Source organism: Planctomycetota bacterium, assembly GCA_016125255.1.
Lineage (GTDB): Bacteria > Planctomycetota > Phycisphaerae > Phycisphaerales > Zrk34 > RI-421.
This window is the reverse complement of record WGMD01000024.1, coordinates 12,609-29,598: the sequence shown is the minus strand read 5'-3', so window position 1 is coordinate 29,598 and position 16,990 is coordinate 12,609. Positions and strand designations below refer to the sequence as shown.

11 protein-coding genes are annotated in these 16,990 nt (G+C 63.3%); 6 read left to right on the top strand and 5 right to left on the bottom strand.

What is annotated here, in order from left to right; translation table 11 throughout:
* Positions 1-1,437 (bottom strand): FAD-dependent oxidoreductase, encoded by a 1,437-nt coding sequence (locus GC162_16595; protein ID MBI1370255.1) that lies wholly within the window; start codon positions 1,435-1,437, stop codon positions 1-3.
* Between GC162_16595 and GC162_16590 the strand changes: the two genes are divergently transcribed.
* Positions 1,343-2,293, top strand: coding sequence for a glycerophosphodiester phosphodiesterase (locus GC162_16590; protein MBI1370254.1), 951 nt, complete (start codon positions 1,343-1,345; stop codon positions 2,291-2,293). The two genes, GC162_16595 and GC162_16590, sit on opposite strands and share 95 nt — an antisense overlap.
* Here the strand turns inward: GC162_16590 and GC162_16585 are convergent.
* A complete protein-coding gene (locus tag GC162_16585) occupies positions 2,272-2,943 on the bottom strand; it encodes a LysM peptidoglycan-binding domain-containing protein (protein ID MBI1370253.1) in 672 nt (223 codons plus the stop codon). The two genes, GC162_16590 and GC162_16585, sit on opposite strands and share 22 nt — an antisense overlap.
* Between GC162_16585 and GC162_16580 the strand changes: the two genes are divergently transcribed.
* Together GC162_16580 and glpK are read left to right on the top strand one after the other, a co-directional pair.
* A complete protein-coding gene (locus GC162_16580) occupies positions 2,942-6,505 on the top strand; it encodes a helicase SNF2 (protein MBI1370252.1) in 3,564 nt (1,187 codons plus the stop codon). The genes GC162_16585 and GC162_16580 overlap by 2 nt on opposite strands.
* Before the next feature lie 231 nt (positions 6,506-6,736).
* Positions 6,737-8,233 carry a glycerol kinase GlpK gene (gene glpK, locus GC162_16575; protein MBI1370251.1) on the top strand — a complete coding sequence of 499 codons (1,497 nt, stop codon included), beginning with the start codon at positions 6,737-6,739 and terminating at the stop codon, positions 8,231-8,233.
* Between the two features lie 79 nt (positions 8,234-8,312).
* Here glpK and GC162_16570 read toward each other — a convergent pair whose 3' ends face one another.
* On the bottom strand, positions 8,313-9,509 hold the full coding sequence (locus GC162_16570) for a hypothetical protein (GenBank protein MBI1370250.1): 1,197 nt from the start codon (positions 9,507-9,509) through the stop codon (positions 8,313-8,315).
* Here GC162_16570 and GC162_16565 point away from each other — a divergent pair.
* Positions 9,482-12,802, top strand: coding sequence for a c-type cytochrome (locus GC162_16565; GenBank protein ID MBI1370249.1), 3,321 nt, complete (start codon positions 9,482-9,484; stop codon positions 12,800-12,802). The genes GC162_16570 and GC162_16565 overlap by 28 nt on opposite strands.
* Positions 12,803-12,810: 8 nt before the next feature.
* On the opposite strand, the gene GC162_16560 is transcribed toward GC162_16565, so the two are convergent.
* The gene (locus GC162_16560) at positions 12,811-13,512 is read right to left on the bottom strand and encodes a hypothetical protein (GenBank protein MBI1370248.1); all 702 of its coding nucleotides are present in this window, start codon (positions 13,510-13,512) and stop codon (positions 12,811-12,813) included.
* A 60-nt stretch (positions 13,513-13,572) separates the two neighbouring features.
* On the opposite strand from GC162_16560, the gene GC162_16555 reads away from it, so the two are divergent.
* Positions 13,573-14,544: a site-specific DNA-methyltransferase gene (locus GC162_16555; protein MBI1370247.1), complete on the top strand. Its 972-nt coding sequence runs from the start codon at positions 13,573-13,575 to the stop codon at positions 14,542-14,544.
* 87 nt (positions 14,545-14,631) lie between these two features.
* Here the strand turns inward: GC162_16555 and GC162_16550 are convergent, their stop codons facing one another.
* On the bottom strand, positions 14,632-15,492 hold the full coding sequence (locus GC162_16550; protein ID MBI1370246.1) for a ParB/RepB/Spo0J family partition protein: 861 nt from the start codon (positions 15,490-15,492) through the stop codon (positions 14,632-14,634).
* Positions 15,493-16,031: 539 nt separating this feature from the next.
* Between GC162_16550 and GC162_16545 the strand changes: the two genes are divergently transcribed.
* A complete protein-coding gene (locus GC162_16545; protein ID MBI1370245.1) occupies positions 16,032-16,913 on the top strand; it encodes a hypothetical protein in 882 nt (293 codons plus the stop codon).
* The last annotated feature ends 77 nt before the right edge of the window (positions 16,914-16,990 follow it).

Sequence of the window (16,990 nt, the reverse complement as noted above, 5' to 3'; positions counted from 1 at the left end):
TCACACGCCTTCGGCCGCCGCCGCCAGGTAGCGCGCGACTTCGGCGCTTCGCCGGCGGGCATCCCACGACAGCGCCTGCGCCATCCAGTCGGCCGCCTGCCGGGCGATCGAAGCGTGATCCGCGTGATAGTGACGCCAACCGGTTCGCCGCGTCATCACGTCATCGAGGTTCACCGCCCACTCGCGCTCGACCGCATGCTCCACCACCGCGCGCTGGACCGCCGGCGGAACAACGCCGCTGACGCCTTCGACTTCGCCCGTTTCCAGCAGCGGCTCCGCGGCCGTGCGACAGATGCGCAGCTTCCGACCCATGCGCCGGGCGATCAGGTCGACCGTCTGCTCGGCCATGAGTCGATACGTCGTGAGCTTGCCGCCGGTCACGTCGATCCAGCCCGGCTCGCTCATCTTGATTTCATGCGAGCGCGACAGCTCCGACGGCCGGCCCTTCCTGTTCCACACCAGCGGCCGCAGACCCGCCCATGTACTGATCACATCCTCCGCCCCGATGCGCGCTTCGGGAAAGTGCGTGTTGACCACGTCAAGAATGTACGCCCGATCCGCCTCATCGCAGACCGGCGCTTCGGGCGGGCCTTCGTAGTCGGTGTCGGTCGTGCCGAGGATCACGCGCTGGCCCCACGGTATCGCGAACAAAATGCGCGACGCCTGCGTCATGACGACCGCATCGGGAATCGGCAGGCGTTCGCGATCGATCACCAGATGCGCGCCTTTGGTGAGGCGCAGGCGCGTGTGCGAATGCGGGAGCCGGTCGGACCACGGCCCGGCCGCATTGACGATGCAGCGGGCCTTGACGTCGAGGCGATCGCCGGCGATGCGGTCTTCGAGCGTGCATCGCCAGAGGTCCTCTTCGCGCTGCGCATCGACAAGCTTGATGTAGTTAGTGACGATCCCGCCGTGTTTGGCGGCGGATCGGAGCGAATCGATGACGAGTCGCGCATCGTGCGTCTGCGCATCGAAGTATCGCACGGAACCGGTCAGATTGCGCGTGTCGAGCCCGGGGAGCAGGTCGAGCGTGGCGCTGACATCAAGGGCGCGCGACTTTTCAAAGTTGCGCCCGCCGAGCCAGTCGTACACTTTCACGCCGAGCCAGAGCTTGGACTTTCGCCACGGCGTCCCGCGCCGCGTCGGAAAGATGAACGCCAGCGGAGGCGCCAGGTGCGGGGCGATATGGTGGACGATCCGCTTCTCGCGCGCCGCTTCGCGCACGAGTCCGATGCGCCCCTGCGCCAGATAGCGCAGCCCGCCGTGCAGCAGCCGACTCGATCGGCTCGACGTGCCGGAGGCGAAGTCGTACTGCTCGACAAGTCCGACGGATAACCCGCGCATGGCGGCGTCGCGCACGACGCCCGCACCGACGATGCCCCCGCCGATGATCAGCACATCGAGCGGAGCGGCGGTAAGTGAGCGAACGTCGCGCATGCGTGTCTTGCCTCGTGCGATGCAATACAATGCCGCGTCGACCGGAAGTCCGCCGCGGCGGGTCACCATTGTACCCCCCTCGCCGCGGCAGGTTGAGCATGAGGCGGCAATGGTCAAACCACGCATCATCGCCCACCGCGGCGCGTCCCACGACGCCCCGCAGAACACCTTTGCCGCATTCACCCTCGCCTTTTCAATGGGCGCCGACGGCATCGAAGGCGACTTCCACCTGACGCGCGACGGACGCCTCGTCTGCATCCACGATTTCGACACCGCCGCCGTGTCCGACCGGCATCGCATCATCGCCGACACGGACCTGGCGGAGCTTCGCCGCATCGACGTCGGCTCGCGCTTCGCGCCCGGCTGTGCGCCGCAGAGCATTCCGACGCTTGAGGAGGTCATCGCCCTGCTCCCGCCGGGCAAGCATCTTGTGGCGGAATTGAAAATCGGCCCGCACATTGTTGATCCGCTGGTGCATGTGCTGATGCGCCGGGCCATGTCGCTCGACCGCCTGACGATCATCAGCTTCAACGACGACACGCTCACCGAAGTCCGCCGCCGTCTGCCCGCCGCCCGAACCCATCTATTGCGCGGCTACAGGAATGGCGCACCGACCGCCGACCAGGTCGCCGACGACATCGCGCGCGTCGGCGCGACCGGCTTCGGCTCCGCGGCACAGACGCATCATTTCAATGACGCATTCGTTGCTTTACTGCGCGAGCGCGGCGTGCATGAATTTCACGTTTGGGTCGCCAACGACATCGCCACGGCCGACTACTACCGGCGGCTGGGCGCATGGGGCATCACGACGGATCGGCCGGATGTGCTGGCGGCTCACTGGGCGGCGGGAACCTGAGCGGGGACGCGCAGCGTGGTGCGGACGGACAGGTGATCGGGATCATCGAGTCGATCGCGGTTGAGTTCGAAAAGTTCGCGCCAGCGGTCTTTGGAGCCATAGAACCGGCCGGCGATGGACGAGAGCGTGTCGCCGGTCTGAACCTGATAGAGCTTGGTTTGCGGCACGGCGATGTTGGGCGAGGCGGGCGCGCTCGCTTCGGTCACGATCGGCGCCGACTCGACCCGCGGCGCCGGTTCAACCGGCGCGGACTTGATCACGGGTGCGGTGACAATGGGTTTCGACACGGGCGTCGGCACAGCGACCGGCGCGGCGGCTACGGAACGCGCGGGCGTCGGCAAGGTCACCGCCGGCACGGGGGCGAGCATCTTGAGCGGCGAAGTCGGCTCGCCCATTTCGACGACCGGCGAGACGGCGGGCAGGCGCTCGGCGGCGAGGGTCTTTTTCGGTCCGATCATGTCCGTCGACATCGCCACGACCGCCAGCACGACCGCCGCTCCCACGCCGACGATCGCCAGCACGGCGAACAGCGGCGCCGTCCGGCGATTGACGCGCGGCTGGGCGGCGGGCGAAGGCATCGACATCGAAACCGGCGGGCACTTGCGGGCCTGCTCCCGCGCACGATGAAGCGCATCATTGACCAGACTCATGGCGACTCTCCAAAACAAAGCGGTCAGCGGTCAGGTTTCAGGCGTCAGCACGCGACATGCTGACACCGTCATGCTCGGTCAGTATCGGCCCGATTCCGCGGTGAATTTACGTCAATCGCGCGCTTCGCAGTACGGATATGGCAATTTTCTTGCGAATGCGGTAAGCTGGCGGGTTCGGTTCGCACTTTCGGAGCTGTCGATGTCGCTGACGAGTCGGTGGAAGAGTTTTTTCAGGACGGATGTCCGTCACAGGGGGCGCGCCTATCAGCGTGAGGGGCGCGTCGAGCTGCTGGAGCCGCGCCGCGGAGAGGCCGTGCGCGCTCAGGTGCGCGGCTCCGAACTCTACACCGTCGTGATCGGCGACGGGGGCGACTTCGCCACCGCCCGATGCACCTGCGAGCACTTCGCCAGCGGGCACTACTGCAAACATCTCTGGGCGGTCCTGCTGGAAGTCAGTCAGCGGGAGATGCTTGACGATCACGACACGACCGCGCTGGACCAAGCGGGCGCGCCGCGCCTGCCCAAAGCCCGCAAGCGCGACGGCGTGCGGACGCGCCATGAGCGCGGCGGGCCCGAATGGCTCGACCGGCTGACCCTCTTGCGGCAGTCCATGGCCGAGCCCGCCGAGGCGACCGCCGGCGTCACCGTGCTGCCGTCGATGGTGTACTACCTTCTGAGCGCCACGCTCAGCCAGCGGGCCGGCCGGCCCGTCGTCGTGCTGCGCCAGCGCCAACCCACGCGGCAGGGCCTCGGCACGCTCAAGCCGCTGCGACTTTCATCGACGACGGTGATGCACCTTGCTTCGCCGGCGGATCGCGAGATCGTCAGTCTGCTCATGGGCGCGACGCCGGTGCTCGATGAGTACCTTGACGAGCCGCGGGGCGAGACGCTTCAGCACGAGGCGTTCACCCTGCCGCGCGGCGCCGCGCGCTCGATGCTCAAGCGCATGATCGACACGGGGCGCTGTCATCTGCACGCGCGCAATCCGCTGGGGACGCGGGCCGGCGACGAGTCGCCGCAGGTGCTGCGATGGGGCGGCGGAGAGCCGTGGGTGTTGTGGCTCGTCGGCGTGCTTGATGATGCCGGCGACCTGACGATCACCGCCGAGCTGCGCCGCGGTTCCGACACGCTCGCCATCGACAAGCCCGCGCTCGTGCTTGGCGGGGACGACGGCGTGATCATCATCGACGACCGCGTGGACCTGCTCGACGATCAGGGCGCGGGCGTGTGGATGGATCATCTGCGCGACGGGACATGGGGCGCGGGCAGCGCGGGGAAAATCGTCATTCCCGCCGGGGAAATCGAGACGTTTCTCGATCGCCTGTATCGCCTGCCGCAGCTTCCGCCGATGCAGTTTCCGCCGGGCGTCGGGCGATGGGAGCGGCCGGGCGTGCTCACGCCGTCGCTCGATCTGGTGCTCGGGGCCGGCGGCGGCGCCAATGGCGCGGCCGCATCGCTGGGCGCGCTTTTGTGGTTCAACTACGAAGAGCGGCGCGTCGATGTCGATGCGCCCGGCCGATTCGTCAACGGCACGGGCGAAGCGGACAGGAAGAAGAACGGCACCGATGAATCGCATGACACGACGCTGATGCGGCGCGATCGCATCGGTGAACAGCAGGCGATCGATGCGCTGTACGAGATGGGCTTCAAGCCCGAGCCGTCGCAGGGTGCGGGGGCGTGGTCGCTTTGGGCCAGGCGGATGCCGGAGGTGGTGACGGGACTCTTGCGACGGGGTTGGCAGATTCGCGCGGATCAGCAGATTCTTTCCGCACCGTCGACGGCGGCGCTCTCGATCACCAGCGGCATGGACTGGTTCGAGCTGCACGGCGGGGTGCGCTACACAAGGCGCGACGGCGGCGAACAGGTCGTGACGCTGCCGCAGATTCTTCAGGCGGTCCGCGCCGGCCGGAACATGGTCGCGCTCGACGACGGCTCGCAGGGCATGTTGCCCGAACAGTGGCTTGCCCAGCACGGTCTGTTGGCTGCATTGGGGCGGATCGATGGCGATCATCTGCGCTTCTCGCCCGCGCAGGCCGCCATGCTCGACCGTCTCATCGAACCCGACGAACTGATCAACATCGACGCCCGCTTCGCCGAGGTGCGCGAGCGGCTGCACAGCTTCGACGGCATCGAACCCGCCGCCCCCGCCGATTCGTTCAAGGGCGAACTGCGCCCGTATCAGCGCGAAGGCGTCGGCTGGCTGCGGTTTCTGGCGTGGCTCGGTGCCGGCGGGATTCTCGCCGACGACATGGGTCTGGGCAAAACCGTGCAGGTGCTGGCCCATGTCGAACGCCGCGCGATGGAGCGCGATGCGAAGGAGCCCAAACGCCCGACGATCGTCGTCGCCCCCAAGTCCGTCGTCTACAACTGGATCGACGAGGCGCACCGCTTCACGCCTTCGCTTTCCGTCCTCAACTACTCCGGTGCCGACCGCGACGCCCTGCTGCCGCGACTCGCCGAGACGGACCTGATCGTGACAAGCTACGGTTTGCTCCGCCGCGACCTGACCGCGCTGCGCAAGATCGAATTCGACTATGTCATTCTCGATGAGGCACAGGCGATCAAGAACCCCTTGTCCAAGTCCGCCAAGGCGGCGCGGTCCGTCAATGCGCGTCATCGCCTCGCGCTGACCGGCACGCCCGTCGAAAATCATCTGGGCGATCTGTGGTCGATCTTCGAGTTTCTCAATCCCGGCATGCTCGGATCGGGCACGAAGTTCGCCGAGGTCTTGCGCGGCAGCGCCAACGATCCGACAAAGCTCGAAGCGGCGCAGCAGGCGGGTCGCGCCCTGCGCCCGTTCATTCTGCGCCGCACCAAGTCGCAGGTGCTCACGGATCTGCCGGAGAAGACGGAGCAGACGATCGTCTGCGAGATGGAGCCGGCCCAGCGCAAGGTGTACAACGAACTGCGCGACTACTACCGGGCCGCCCTGCTGGGCAAGGCGGGCGCGGGGCTCAACGGCGGGCAGACGATGGTCGTGCTCGAAGCATTGCTCCGCCTGCGTCAAGCGGCCTGTCACCCCGCGCTGATCGACGAGAAGCGCCGCGATGAACCGAGCGCCAAGCTCGATGCGCTCATCGAGCAGCTCGCCGAGCTGATCGATGAGGGACACAAGGCGCTGGTGTTCAGTCAGTTCACGTCGATGCTCGCCCTCGTCCGCCGCCGGCTCGACGAGCTGAACGTCACGTACGAATACCTCGACGGCCAGACCGTCGATCGCAAACGCCGCGTCGATCGATTTCAACATGACCCGGCCTGCCCGCTGTTTTTGATCAGCTTGAAGGCCGGCGGATTGGGCCTGAATCTCACCGCGGCCCAGTACGTGTTCATCCTCGATCCGTGGTGGAACCCCGCCGTCGAGGCACAGGCCATCGACCGTGCCCACCGCATCGGGCAGACCCGCGCGGTGACGGCCTATCGCCTCGTCTGCTCCGACACCGTCGAGCAGCGCATCATCGAACTGCAGGACCGCAAGCGCCAGCTCGCCGACGCCATCGTCGGCGGCCAGGAAAACATCCTCCGTGACCTGACCCGCGAGGATCTTGAGCAGCTTTTGAGTTGATGCGCTGCTTTGACACAAAGACACGAAGGCGCGGAGACACGAAGAAGACCGCACAGAGATGCGGGGGCGGGGAAAGTCAAACAAATCGCGCGTGTCGCACAATCAAGCTGCTGCACAGCCGCCCTCAACCGTGCCTGCTTATGATTCTGCATTGAACCTACTTCGTACTCTGCCTTTCTTTGTGTCTCCGCGCCTTCGTGTCTTCGTGTCGAAAAATGTATCATTACACCCATGACCGACCTCCTCGCCGCGATCGATCAGGGCACGACCAGCACGCGCTGCATGGTGTTCGATCAACGCGGCAAAGTCGTGGCGATCGAACAGGCGGAGCATCGACAATATTTTCCGCAACCGGGTTGGGTGGAGCATGATGCGAAGGAGATTTGGGAGACGACGCGTCGCGTGACCGGGGCCGCGATTGACAAGGCTGGGGGCGCGGGAAAAATCGCCGCCATCGGCATCACCAATCAGCGCGAGACGACCGTGATCTGGGACCCGCGCACCGGCGAACCGCGCGGCCGGGCCATCGTCTGGCAGGACACGCGCACGCGCGAACTTTGCGACCAACTCGCCAAGGGCGAAGGCCCGCAGCGCTACGCGCCAATCACCGGCCTGCCGCTCGCCACGTATTTCTCCGGCCCGAAAATTCGATGGCGACTCGACCGTGATCCCGACCTGAAGCGCGACGCCGAGGCGGGCCAGCTTTGCGCCGGGACCATCGATAGCTGGCTCATCTGGAACCTGACCGGCGGCGCGGCCGGGGGGAACTTCGCCACCGATATCACCAACGCCTCGCGCACGAGTCTGATGAACCTGCGCACGCTCGAATGGGACGACGCCCTGCTCGGCGCGATCGGCGTCCCGCGCGGGATCCTGCCGACGATTCATCCCTCCGCACACGCCGACGCCTTCGGCGTGACGAAACTCTTCGGCGATCCGATCCCGATCACCGGCGTCCTCGGCGACCAGCACGCCGCCCTGCTCGGGCAGGGTTGCACCCAACCCGGCGATGCCAAAAACACCTACGGCACCGGCTGCTTCCTGCTCATCAACACCGGCGAAAGTCCGATATTCTCGTCCCGCGGACTGCTCACCACGCCCGCATGGCAAATCCGCGATGAAAAACCCGTCTACGCCCTCGAGGGCTCCATCGCCGTCACCGGTTCGCTCATTCAATGGCTCCGCGACAACCTCGGCTTGATCGCCTCCGCCGCCGACGTCGAATCGCTCGCACGCCAGGTCGAGGACACCGGCGACGTCTACATCGTCCCCGCGTTCAGCGGCCTGTTCGCTCCGCGATGGCGTGCTGACGCCCGCGGCGTGATCGTCGGTCTGACCCGCGCCACCACCAAAGCCCACCTCGCCCGGGCCGCCCTCGAAGCCACGGCTTACCAGACGCGCGAAGTCATCGACGCCATGACCGCCGATGGACACATCGAACTGCGCCATCTGAAAGTCGACGGCGGCATGACCGCCAACACCCTGCTCATGCAGTTCCAGGCCGACGTCCTCCGCACGCCCGTCACGCGCCCGCAGGTGACGGAGACCACCTGCCTCGGCGCCGCCTACGCCGCCGGACTCGGTGCCGGCGTCTTCGCCGATCTCGCCGAGCTGCGCGAACACTGGCGAGCGGATCAGACGTGGGAACCGCAGATGAACGAAACGGAAAGCGAGCGGCGATACCAGCGGTACCTCCAGGCCGTCGAACGCAGCTACGAGTGGGCATGACTCGACTCCCTCTCCCGCCGGGAGAGGGCCGGGGTGAGGGTGGCCCCGAATGAAGGCGCGCTCCGCAACGGGTTCCGCGTCAATACCCGAACGCTTCAAACACAAAGCCCCACTTTTCGCGCAGCTCCTGGCGCATCGCATCATCGAGGTCGTAATCGCTCTTGCGATAATCCGCCTGTTCGTCGAGATAGCTCTGCAGATGCGGCCGGGCGGCGTCGAAGTCGGCGTAGTTGAACTTCGCGTAAATCTGGCGGGCCGAACCGATCGGGTCCGCCTCGAAATCTTCAAAACGCAATTCGATCAGATTTGCCGCCGGAATCATCGCGCGCGTGTCGAGATAGCGTCGCATGACCAGGGCGTACTGCTCGATGACCTGTCGGCGAAGATCCGCCCGCGAGGCGTACTGAAGCGAAAGGTGCGACAGGACGCGCGTGCGCATCTGAAGCGTGGAGGCGTAGACCGTGTACGGATCGCGCATCAGATGCACGAACTTCGCACCCGGAAACATCTGTAAAATCCAGGGGATTCGCGCGGTGTGCGCCGGGTCTTTGAGCACCAGCGGCCGGCCCTGCTGATCGCGCGAGACCGCCTGCACAAACTCGTAGTACGCGCGCGTCATCGCCGCTCGCTCGCCGTCGTTCAGCCCGTCCATCATCACGGCCCGGCGAAACACGTCGTCGGCGCTGCGGGGAAAATGAAAGCAGTGATAATTGGAATATGCGCTGAGCGTCGCCATCGCGCTGCCTTCTTCAAAGGGGCGATCGAAGCCCAAGCTCATGTTGTCCATCGGCCGCGTCTCGGGAATCAGCCGTGCAAACAGCCGGCGGCGCCACGGGGCGAAGTCGAACGTCGTCGGCGACAGGGCGTGCCACATCGACACGAAGGCGAAGCGCGGATCGCGCGCGATCAGTTCGTGCATGAACGTCGTGCCGCTGCGCCAATGGCCCAGAATGATCAGCGGCGGATGCGCGATCGGCGTCGCCCGCACGCGCCGCCGGCGGCGGAGCCGGTAGTCGATCTGCCCCGGAAGATTCAAGAGCGACATGAGCGTGATCATCATCGCCGTCGGCAGCGCCGCCGGGGCGATCGGACCCAGCGCGCGGACAAGCTCAAACCACAGCGCCGGCGTCGCCGCGCCCAGAGGAACGATCCATCGGCGCGTCGGGGCGAGGACATCGGGTTCGTCCGAACGATTCATCGCTGCTGAGCGTATCAGGCGGGGGGACTTAAGTCCCCCCGCCCCGTATAATGCCCCTTCAAATTCCCTCGTTTTCATCGAACCCGCCACGGAGTCAACCGATGCCCGGAAAATGGATCGCCCTGTGTTTGTCGCTCTGCCTCTCGGCCGCCGCGCCGGCGGTGCTCACCGATCAGAAGACCGACGACAAAGCGGTCGGCGATGCGCAGTCGGCGATGAAGGCCTTCGATCTTCAGCCGGGGATTGTCTGCAATGTCTGGGCCGCCGAACCGCTGCTCAAGAACCCCGTGACGTTCTGCATCGACGAACACGGCCTGCTGTTCGTGGGCGAAACCGAACGCTTCGAGCACGGCGTCACGGACAATCGTCATGAGGGCTACTGGCTCAACGATGACCTGGCGACGCATACCGTCGAGGAACGCCTGGCGTATCAACAGAAGTGGGCGGACAAGCATCACCCGATGAGTTGGTACACCGAAGCGGACGACCGCATCCGCCTCGTGATCGACACCGATCACGACGGCAAGGCGGACACGTCGACGATCTTCGCGGACAAATTCAACGGCCCGATCGAAGGCATCGGCGCCGGCCTGCTGGCCCATGACGGCGATATCTACTACGCGGATATCCCCAATCTCTGGCTCCTCCGCGATTCGACCGGCGACAACAAGGCGGACGTCCGCCAATCGCTGCATCAGGGCTTCGGCGTCCGCACGTCGTTCCTCGGTCACGACATGCACGGCCTGGCGATGGGCCCGGACGGCAAAATCTACTTCTCCATCGGCGACCGTGGATACAACGTCCCGCTGCCCAATGGCAAGCGGCTCTACGACACGATGGACATCGGCCGGGGTGCGGTTTTCCGCTGTAATTTCGATGGTTCGGCCCTCGAAGTCGTCTACACCGGCCTGCGCAATCCGCAGGAACTGGCTTTCGATCAGTACGGCGATCTGTTCACGGGCGACAACAACTCCGATGCCGGCGACAAGTCGCGCATCGTCTACATCGCCGAGGGCGGCGACAGCGGTTGGATGATGAGCTTTCAGTACATGGGCGGCAAATACAACCGCGGCCCGTGGCACGAGGAGAAGATCTGGCACCTGCGCAATGACGATCAGCCGGCGTGGGTGCTGCCGCCGATCGCACATGTCGCGGACGGGCCGAGCGGCTTTGTGTATTACCCGGGCGTGGGGCTGAGCGATCGATACAACGAACACTTTTTCCTGGCTGACTTCCGCGGGTCGCCGGGTCCGTCGGGCATCCGCAGCTTCAAGCTCGACCGCGACGGAGCCGGGTTCAAGATCGAGGATCAACATCAGTTCGCATGGCACATTCTCGCCACCGATGTCGACTTCGGCTACGACGGACGCATGTACATCTCCGACTGGATCAATGGATGGTCCGGCACCGGCAAGGGCCGCATCTACACGCTGCATGACGAGAAGGCGATCCAGAATCCGATCATTCAGCAGACCGTCAAGCTCTTTGACGAGGGCTTCGCCAAGCAGTCGAGCGACGCGCTGGTCAAGCTGCTCGAATACCCCGACATGCGCGTCCGTCTCCGCGCTCAGTTCACGCTCGCCGACCGCAACGCGGCGGACCTTTTCGTGAATGTGGCGACGACTTGCAAGAACGAGCTGGCGCGGCTGCATGGCATCTGGGGCCTGGGGCAGATCGGTCAGGCGGAGCGCATCGCGTCGCTGCTTGGCGATCCCGATGCGGAAGTGCGGGCGCAGGCGGCGAAGGTCATGGGCGAGAATCATGTCGATTCCGCCGGGCCGGCGCTGGTGAAAATGCTCGAGGACGAAAGTCTGCGGGTGCGCTATTTTGCGGCTCTTTCGCTGGGAAAACTGCGATTTAAGCCGGCCCTGGAGCCGGTCGTGAAGATGATCCGCGACAATGACAACAAGGACCTGTTCCTCCGCCACGCGGGGATCATGGCCCTTGTCTGGATCGGCGACAGCGAAGTGATCGGTAAGTACGCCTCGGACGAATCGGCGGCGGTGCGGATGGCGATGCTGCTGGCGATGCGCCGCTTCGATGATCCGCGGCTCGCCATGTTCCTGCACGATCACGATGAGGCGATCGTCACGGAAGCGGCGCGGGCGATTTACGATCGCGGGGTCGCGGCGGCGATGCCGGCCCTGGCGAAGATCATCGATCAGTCCTGCGACAAGAAGAACAATCCGCTCATGCGGCGCACGATCGCCGCCAACCGCTGGCTCGGCAAGGCGGAGAACGCGGAGGCGGTGGCGAAGTTCGCCGCCGATGAAAATCGCCCGGACGTGATGCGCGAATTGGCGATCGCCACGCTGGCGGAATGGTCCAAGCCGGCGCCGAACGATCCGGTGCTCAATACGTATCGCCCGATCGAGGAGCGCGACGCGGCGATCGTCACGGGCGCGGCGCGGACCGCCCTGCCGTCGATGCTCGCGCATGCCAAAGGCGATCTGCAGGCGAGCGTGACGAAGCTGGCGGCGGCACTCAACATTCCGATGGATGACGACACGCTGCTCAAGGCCGTCGCCGATGCGACGCAGCCCCCGGCGGTGCGCGTCGAGTCGATCAAGCTGCTGGCCCAGCGCAAGAGCGCCAAGCTGCCCGACGCCCTGCCGGCGGCACTGAAGGATGACAATGCGAAGGTGCGCACCACGGCCCGGGTGGCCCTGTTCGCCTACGACGCCGGGGCGGCGATCAACGACTTCAAGAAAGCGCTCAATGGCGACAATTCCTCGGAAAAACAGATGACTTTCGCGGCTCTCGCCACACTCGACTCCCCCGCCGCCGACGATCTGATCCTCGGCGGGCTCGACGATTATCTGGCCGGAAAACTCGACCCCGCCGCCAAGCTCGACGTCGTCGAAGCCGCCCGAGCGCGTCACACGGATGCGATGAACAAGAAGCTCGACGCGCTATCGCCGAAGCTGGCGATGATGGACTTCGCGCTCGAAGGCGGCGACCCGGCGGCGGGACGCGAGGTGTTTGCCGCGCATCCCGTGGCCGAGTGCATGCGATGTCACAAGATCGACAACGAAGGCGGCGAGGCGGGGCCGGACCTGTCGCATGTGGCCAGCCGCGGCGACCGCGCCTACTTCCTCGAATCGCTGATGAACCCCAGCGCGAAGATCGCGCAGGGTTTCGAGACGGTCATCATCACGACGACCGACGACGCCACGATCGCCGGCACGCTCCGCGGCGAGGATGCGCAGAGTGTGTCGATCGCTCAGGCCGACGGCAAGATCGTCAAGATCGAAAAGACGAAGATCAAGACGCGATCGGCCGCCCCGGTGTCCGCGATGCCGCCGCTGGCGATGGTGCTCAAGCCGGAGGAACTGCGTGATGTGATCGCGTATCTGGCGAGCCGCAAATGACCCTTGTGTTATTCCACTCGCACGATTTTGCGTTCTTCTGATTGCAACCATTTTATCGCGTCGGCAAGTGAGTCGGTCCAATCATCGTTTGCTGTCAATGAAACAGGCTGGAGCGTAGCAATCAACTCAGGATTGTCCGGACGAGGGATCAGCCAATTCGCGACGGTAAAACGAAACTGCGACCAGTCAGCGGTTGACGGTTCCATGGACACAGCAAGAATGTCAAATTCGCCGAATCGGTAAGGCCGTGTGTCCTCACCGGACTTTGAATCGGTCCCTCCGCGCGTCTTCTGTGTTTCAACGACATAAAGTGTCGTCGTCTTGCCTCCCCTCCCGGATTGGCGATAGTTCAACGGCTTCCCTGCTTGCTTGCGTTGAAGCTTGACCTGTATGGTGACATATTCTTGTCCGTGTCGAATCGCAAAATCGAACGGATGCGTTCCCAATGGCGTGACATCCTGCCACTCAATCATGTTATCGACAATCTCAACCTTAAACGCCGCCTCGGCGAGAATGCCCTTGAACATTCGTTGGGTCAACTCACTTGATCGGGCGAGCGCTTCGAGAACAATCTCGGCTGATGTGTTCCATGCCTGCTCGATTCGATGAGCCCGATATTCCGTCCTCAACATTCGAATGATGGAGTGGCGTTGGTCGGGAGTACACGCATCAAGAATGCGGCGAATCTGTTTGAGGGGCTCATCCTGCAAGGTGTTTCCTCAGGACAATGTTTGGTATACTTAAAGGTATACCATTGACGTACGGATCATATGGCAAGCCAAACCAAATTCCAATTCCATGACTGCAACGTAGACGAGGTTCGGTCGTTGATCCGAGTCGAGCCGTATTACAGCACGAGTTCAGGCATTGCGCTGCATGGTGATTCATTGGAACTGATGCGTCAGATACCGGATGAATCAGTATCGCTGGTATTAACGTCCCCCCCCTACGCGCTCCATTTTAAAAAAGAATATGGAAACAAGGACAAACACGAATACATTGATTGGATACTCCCATTCGCTCGGGAGATTCGGCGAATTCTGAAGCCGGACGGCAGTTTCGTGCTGAATATTGGCGGTAGCTACAATAAAGGAGTTCCCACTCGATCTATTTATCATTTCAAGTTGCTGGTTGCGCTTGTGGAGGAAATCGGATTCCATCTCGCGCAGGAGTGTTTCTGGTATAATCCGGCAAAAATGCCGATGCCCGCGGAATGGGTGACAGTGCGGCGCGTGCGGGTCAAGGACTCAGTTGAGTATGTGTGGTGGCTTAGCAAGACGCCGCATCCAAAAGCCGACAACTCAAAGGTGCTTCGCGCATACTCAAAGGACATGATGCGTTTGAGTCAACGTGGACAGCGTAAGACAACACGCCCGGGCGGACACCTTATCAAAGGCAGTTTTGCAGAAACGAAGAACGGCGGTTCGATTCCTCCGAACGTGATTGAGGAAGATACTCCGGCTGATTTACTTCGATTCGGCAACAACGCCGCAAATGATCGGTACACAATTAAATGTAAAGAAGCAGGCATTAAAATTCATCCCGCAAGATTCCCGGCGGCTCTGCCGGAGTTTTTCATTCGTCTCTTGACGGATGCGGATGATATTCTGCTCGATCCTTTTGCGGGCTCAAATACGTTAGGAATGGTCGCGGAACGGCTCGGGCGACGATGGATTGCAGTCGAACAAGAGGAAGAGTACCTACAAGCAAGTAAGTTTAGGTTTGAAGACCTTGATGAGTAACTTTGCAATTATCACAATCTCTGTGTGAATCGTTGATCACCGAACTGGAGCTACGATGCACAGCATGACGTTCTAGGTGTGCGAGCATCAGCTCAGATTCACACCCATGCGCGTGAGCAACTGATCGAAATGATCGAGGTCGTAGTACTCGATTATCAGCGTGCCCGTGCCTTTCTTGCGGCCGGGGGTGATTTTGACCTTCGACCCCAACTGCTCGCCGACCTGCTGCTCGACATCGCGGACATGCGGGGAACGCGTATCCGTTTTGCTCTTGACCCGCCCGGCATCGGGTGCGACCCTCTGGCGCACCGCCATCTCCAGCGTCCGCACCGACCACTGCCCATCAATCGCCCGCTTGGCCAGATCCACCTGGGCCAACCCATCCGGCAAGCTCAGAAGCGCCCGCGCATGACCGGCCGATAACGAAGCTAGACGCACAAGCTCCTGCACATCAGAATGTAAGTCTAGTAATCGCAATGTGTTAGAAATATTCACACGACTGACGCCCACGCGGTCGGCGACGTCTTCGTGGCGGAGGGAGAATTGTTCGATGAGGCGGGCGAAGGCTTGGGCGCGTTCGATGGGGTTCAGATCCTCGCGCTGGAGGTTCTCGATCAGGGCCCACTCGGCCATCTGCCGATCATCCAGTTCGCGCACCACGGCCGGGAGGGTCGCCAGCTCCGCCCGCTGGGCGGCCCGCCAGCGGCGCTCGCCCGCGACGATCTCATACTCTGCGGAAGTGCCCTGCTCGTTTTTCCTGGGACGGACCACGATCGGCTGCATGACGCCATCCTGCCGGATCGACGCGGCGAGCTGTTCCAATGCCGTCTCATCAAAATGCCGTCGCGGTTGGTATGGATTGGCCACGATCGACGTCACGGGCAACCATTTGAGCCCACCGCCAGACCCATCTATCGCAGGCGACTCGGCGGGCATGGCGTCGGCCATGTCCGCAGCGGGTGTGACCGGCGATGGGTTTTCAACTTCCGAGGGCGGCTCAACGGAAACCATCGAGCCCATCAGACTGCTCAAACCACGACCCAGACGCTTGGCGGATTTGGACATGGCGACCTCCTTGCGCGTGGCGCATCCGTGCGGAAAGGACGGCGGGTGGCCCGCCGATGACCGCAGTGTATGACGATCCGAGCGACAACGCAAGAGATGTTTCACGTGGAACAATCGAGGCATGTTGCGGGCATGCCGGTGTTCCACGTGAAACATTTTCTACAGCAGGGCAGAGGAGGAGGACTGACAGGATCACAGGATGAGACAGGATCAGGATGGGCCTGCGTGTCACGATCCCGTCGATCCTGTTCATTCTGTCAACTTCCCTCCTTATCAATGCGGTTGATCAGAATTCATAAGTCAATTTATATAAGTATTTTATATTGATTTATCGGTTTGTCAATAAGGTTATAAGACCTCGTCAAATTGGTAGGGGTGATAGTAAGGTCGCAGGGGTTAGGGTTTAAGGGGCGGTTGGTCGTATGCCGATACAGGGGGTAGGCCCCGAGAACCAGGGAAGGGAACGGGCGGATATGGCGTTGCCGACGGACAAGTTGGAGCAGGCGGAGCTCTTGTTGGGCGAGCTGGAGCGGGTCGAGGTGCAGTTGCGCCAGCTTCAGGAAGGTCTGACGCGTTCGCATCGGCTGGCGACGCTGGGGACGATGGCGTCGATCATCGCTCACGAGTTCAACAACATTCTCACGCCGATGATCAGCTATTGTCAGATGGCCGAGCAGGTGCCGGAGGATATTCCGATGCTGCGCAAGGCCGTGGCCAAGGCGTTGGCCGGGGCCCAGAAGGCCGCATCGATCAGCAGTTCGATGCTCGGCTTCGCCCGCGAGTCGGATGAAGCGGCCTTGTCGAACATCGTTCAGGTCATCGATGAAGTCTTCAACTGCATGGCCCGCCCGCCGCAGCGCGACGGCATCCGTCTGACCATCGACGTCGATGCCGATCTGCATGTCGCCATCAGCCCCGTCAATCTACAGCAGGTGCTGCTGAACATCGTTCTCAACGCCCGGCAGGCCATGCGGCGGCAGGGGGGTTCGCTCGCGCTCTCGGCAGGGCGTGAAGGCGAAACGGTGTTCATCGAAGTGGCGGACACCGGGCCGGGCATTCCCACCGACATTCTCCCGCGGGTGTTCGAGCCGTTTGTGACGCGGCGGGAAGGCGTCGGGGCGGGTCAGGCCCCGGGCACCGGGCTGGGGCTTGCCATCTGTCGCGACCTGATCCGCCGGGCAGGCGGGCAGATCGCCATCACCAAATCCGACCCGACCGGAACGACGTTCAGGATTGTTCTTCCGCACGCCGAGGCGCCGACCCCGGCGGACACGTCGTCAAAGGCGTCGCATTCGGCGGCGTGATCACTCATTCACAAGATGTGCTCCTGCATGACGCGGCTGTCGATTGCCTTGACAGCATTTGCGCAATGGCATAGCTT

Excerpts from the sequence above, each read along its gene's own strand:
- GC162_16590 (MBI1370254.1), top strand. The coding sequence starts at position 1,343 with ATGGCGGCGTCGCGCACGACGCCCGCACCGACGATGCCCCCGCCGATG.
- GC162_16595 (MBI1370255.1), bottom strand. The coding sequence starts at position 1,437 with ATGCGCGACGTTCGCTCACTTACCGCCGCTCCGCTCGATGTGCTGATC.
- GC162_16580 (MBI1370252.1), top strand. The coding sequence starts at position 2,942 with ATGGCGACTCTCCAAAACAAAGCGGTCAGCGGTCAGGTTTCAGGCGTC.
- GC162_16585 (MBI1370253.1), bottom strand. The coding sequence starts at position 2,943 with ATGAGTCTGGTCAATGATGCGCTTCATCGTGCGCGGGAGCAGGCCCGC.
- glpK (MBI1370251.1), top strand. The coding sequence starts at position 6,737 with ATGACCGACCTCCTCGCCGCGATCGATCAGGGCACGACCAGCACGCGC.
- GC162_16565 (MBI1370249.1), top strand. The coding sequence starts at position 9,482 with ATGCCCCTTCAAATTCCCTCGTTTTCATCGAACCCGCCACGGAGTCAA.
- GC162_16570 (MBI1370250.1), bottom strand. The coding sequence starts at position 9,509 with ATGAAAACGAGGGAATTTGAAGGGGCATTATACGGGGCGGGGGGACTT.
- GC162_16555 (MBI1370247.1), top strand. The coding sequence starts at position 13,573 with ATGGCAAGCCAAACCAAATTCCAATTCCATGACTGCAACGTAGACGAG.
- GC162_16550 (MBI1370246.1), bottom strand. The coding sequence starts at position 15,492 with ATGGCCGACGCCATGCCCGCCGAGTCGCCTGCGATAGATGGGTCTGGC.
- GC162_16545 (MBI1370245.1), top strand. The coding sequence starts at position 16,032 with ATGCCGATACAGGGGGTAGGCCCCGAGAACCAGGGAAGGGAACGGGCG.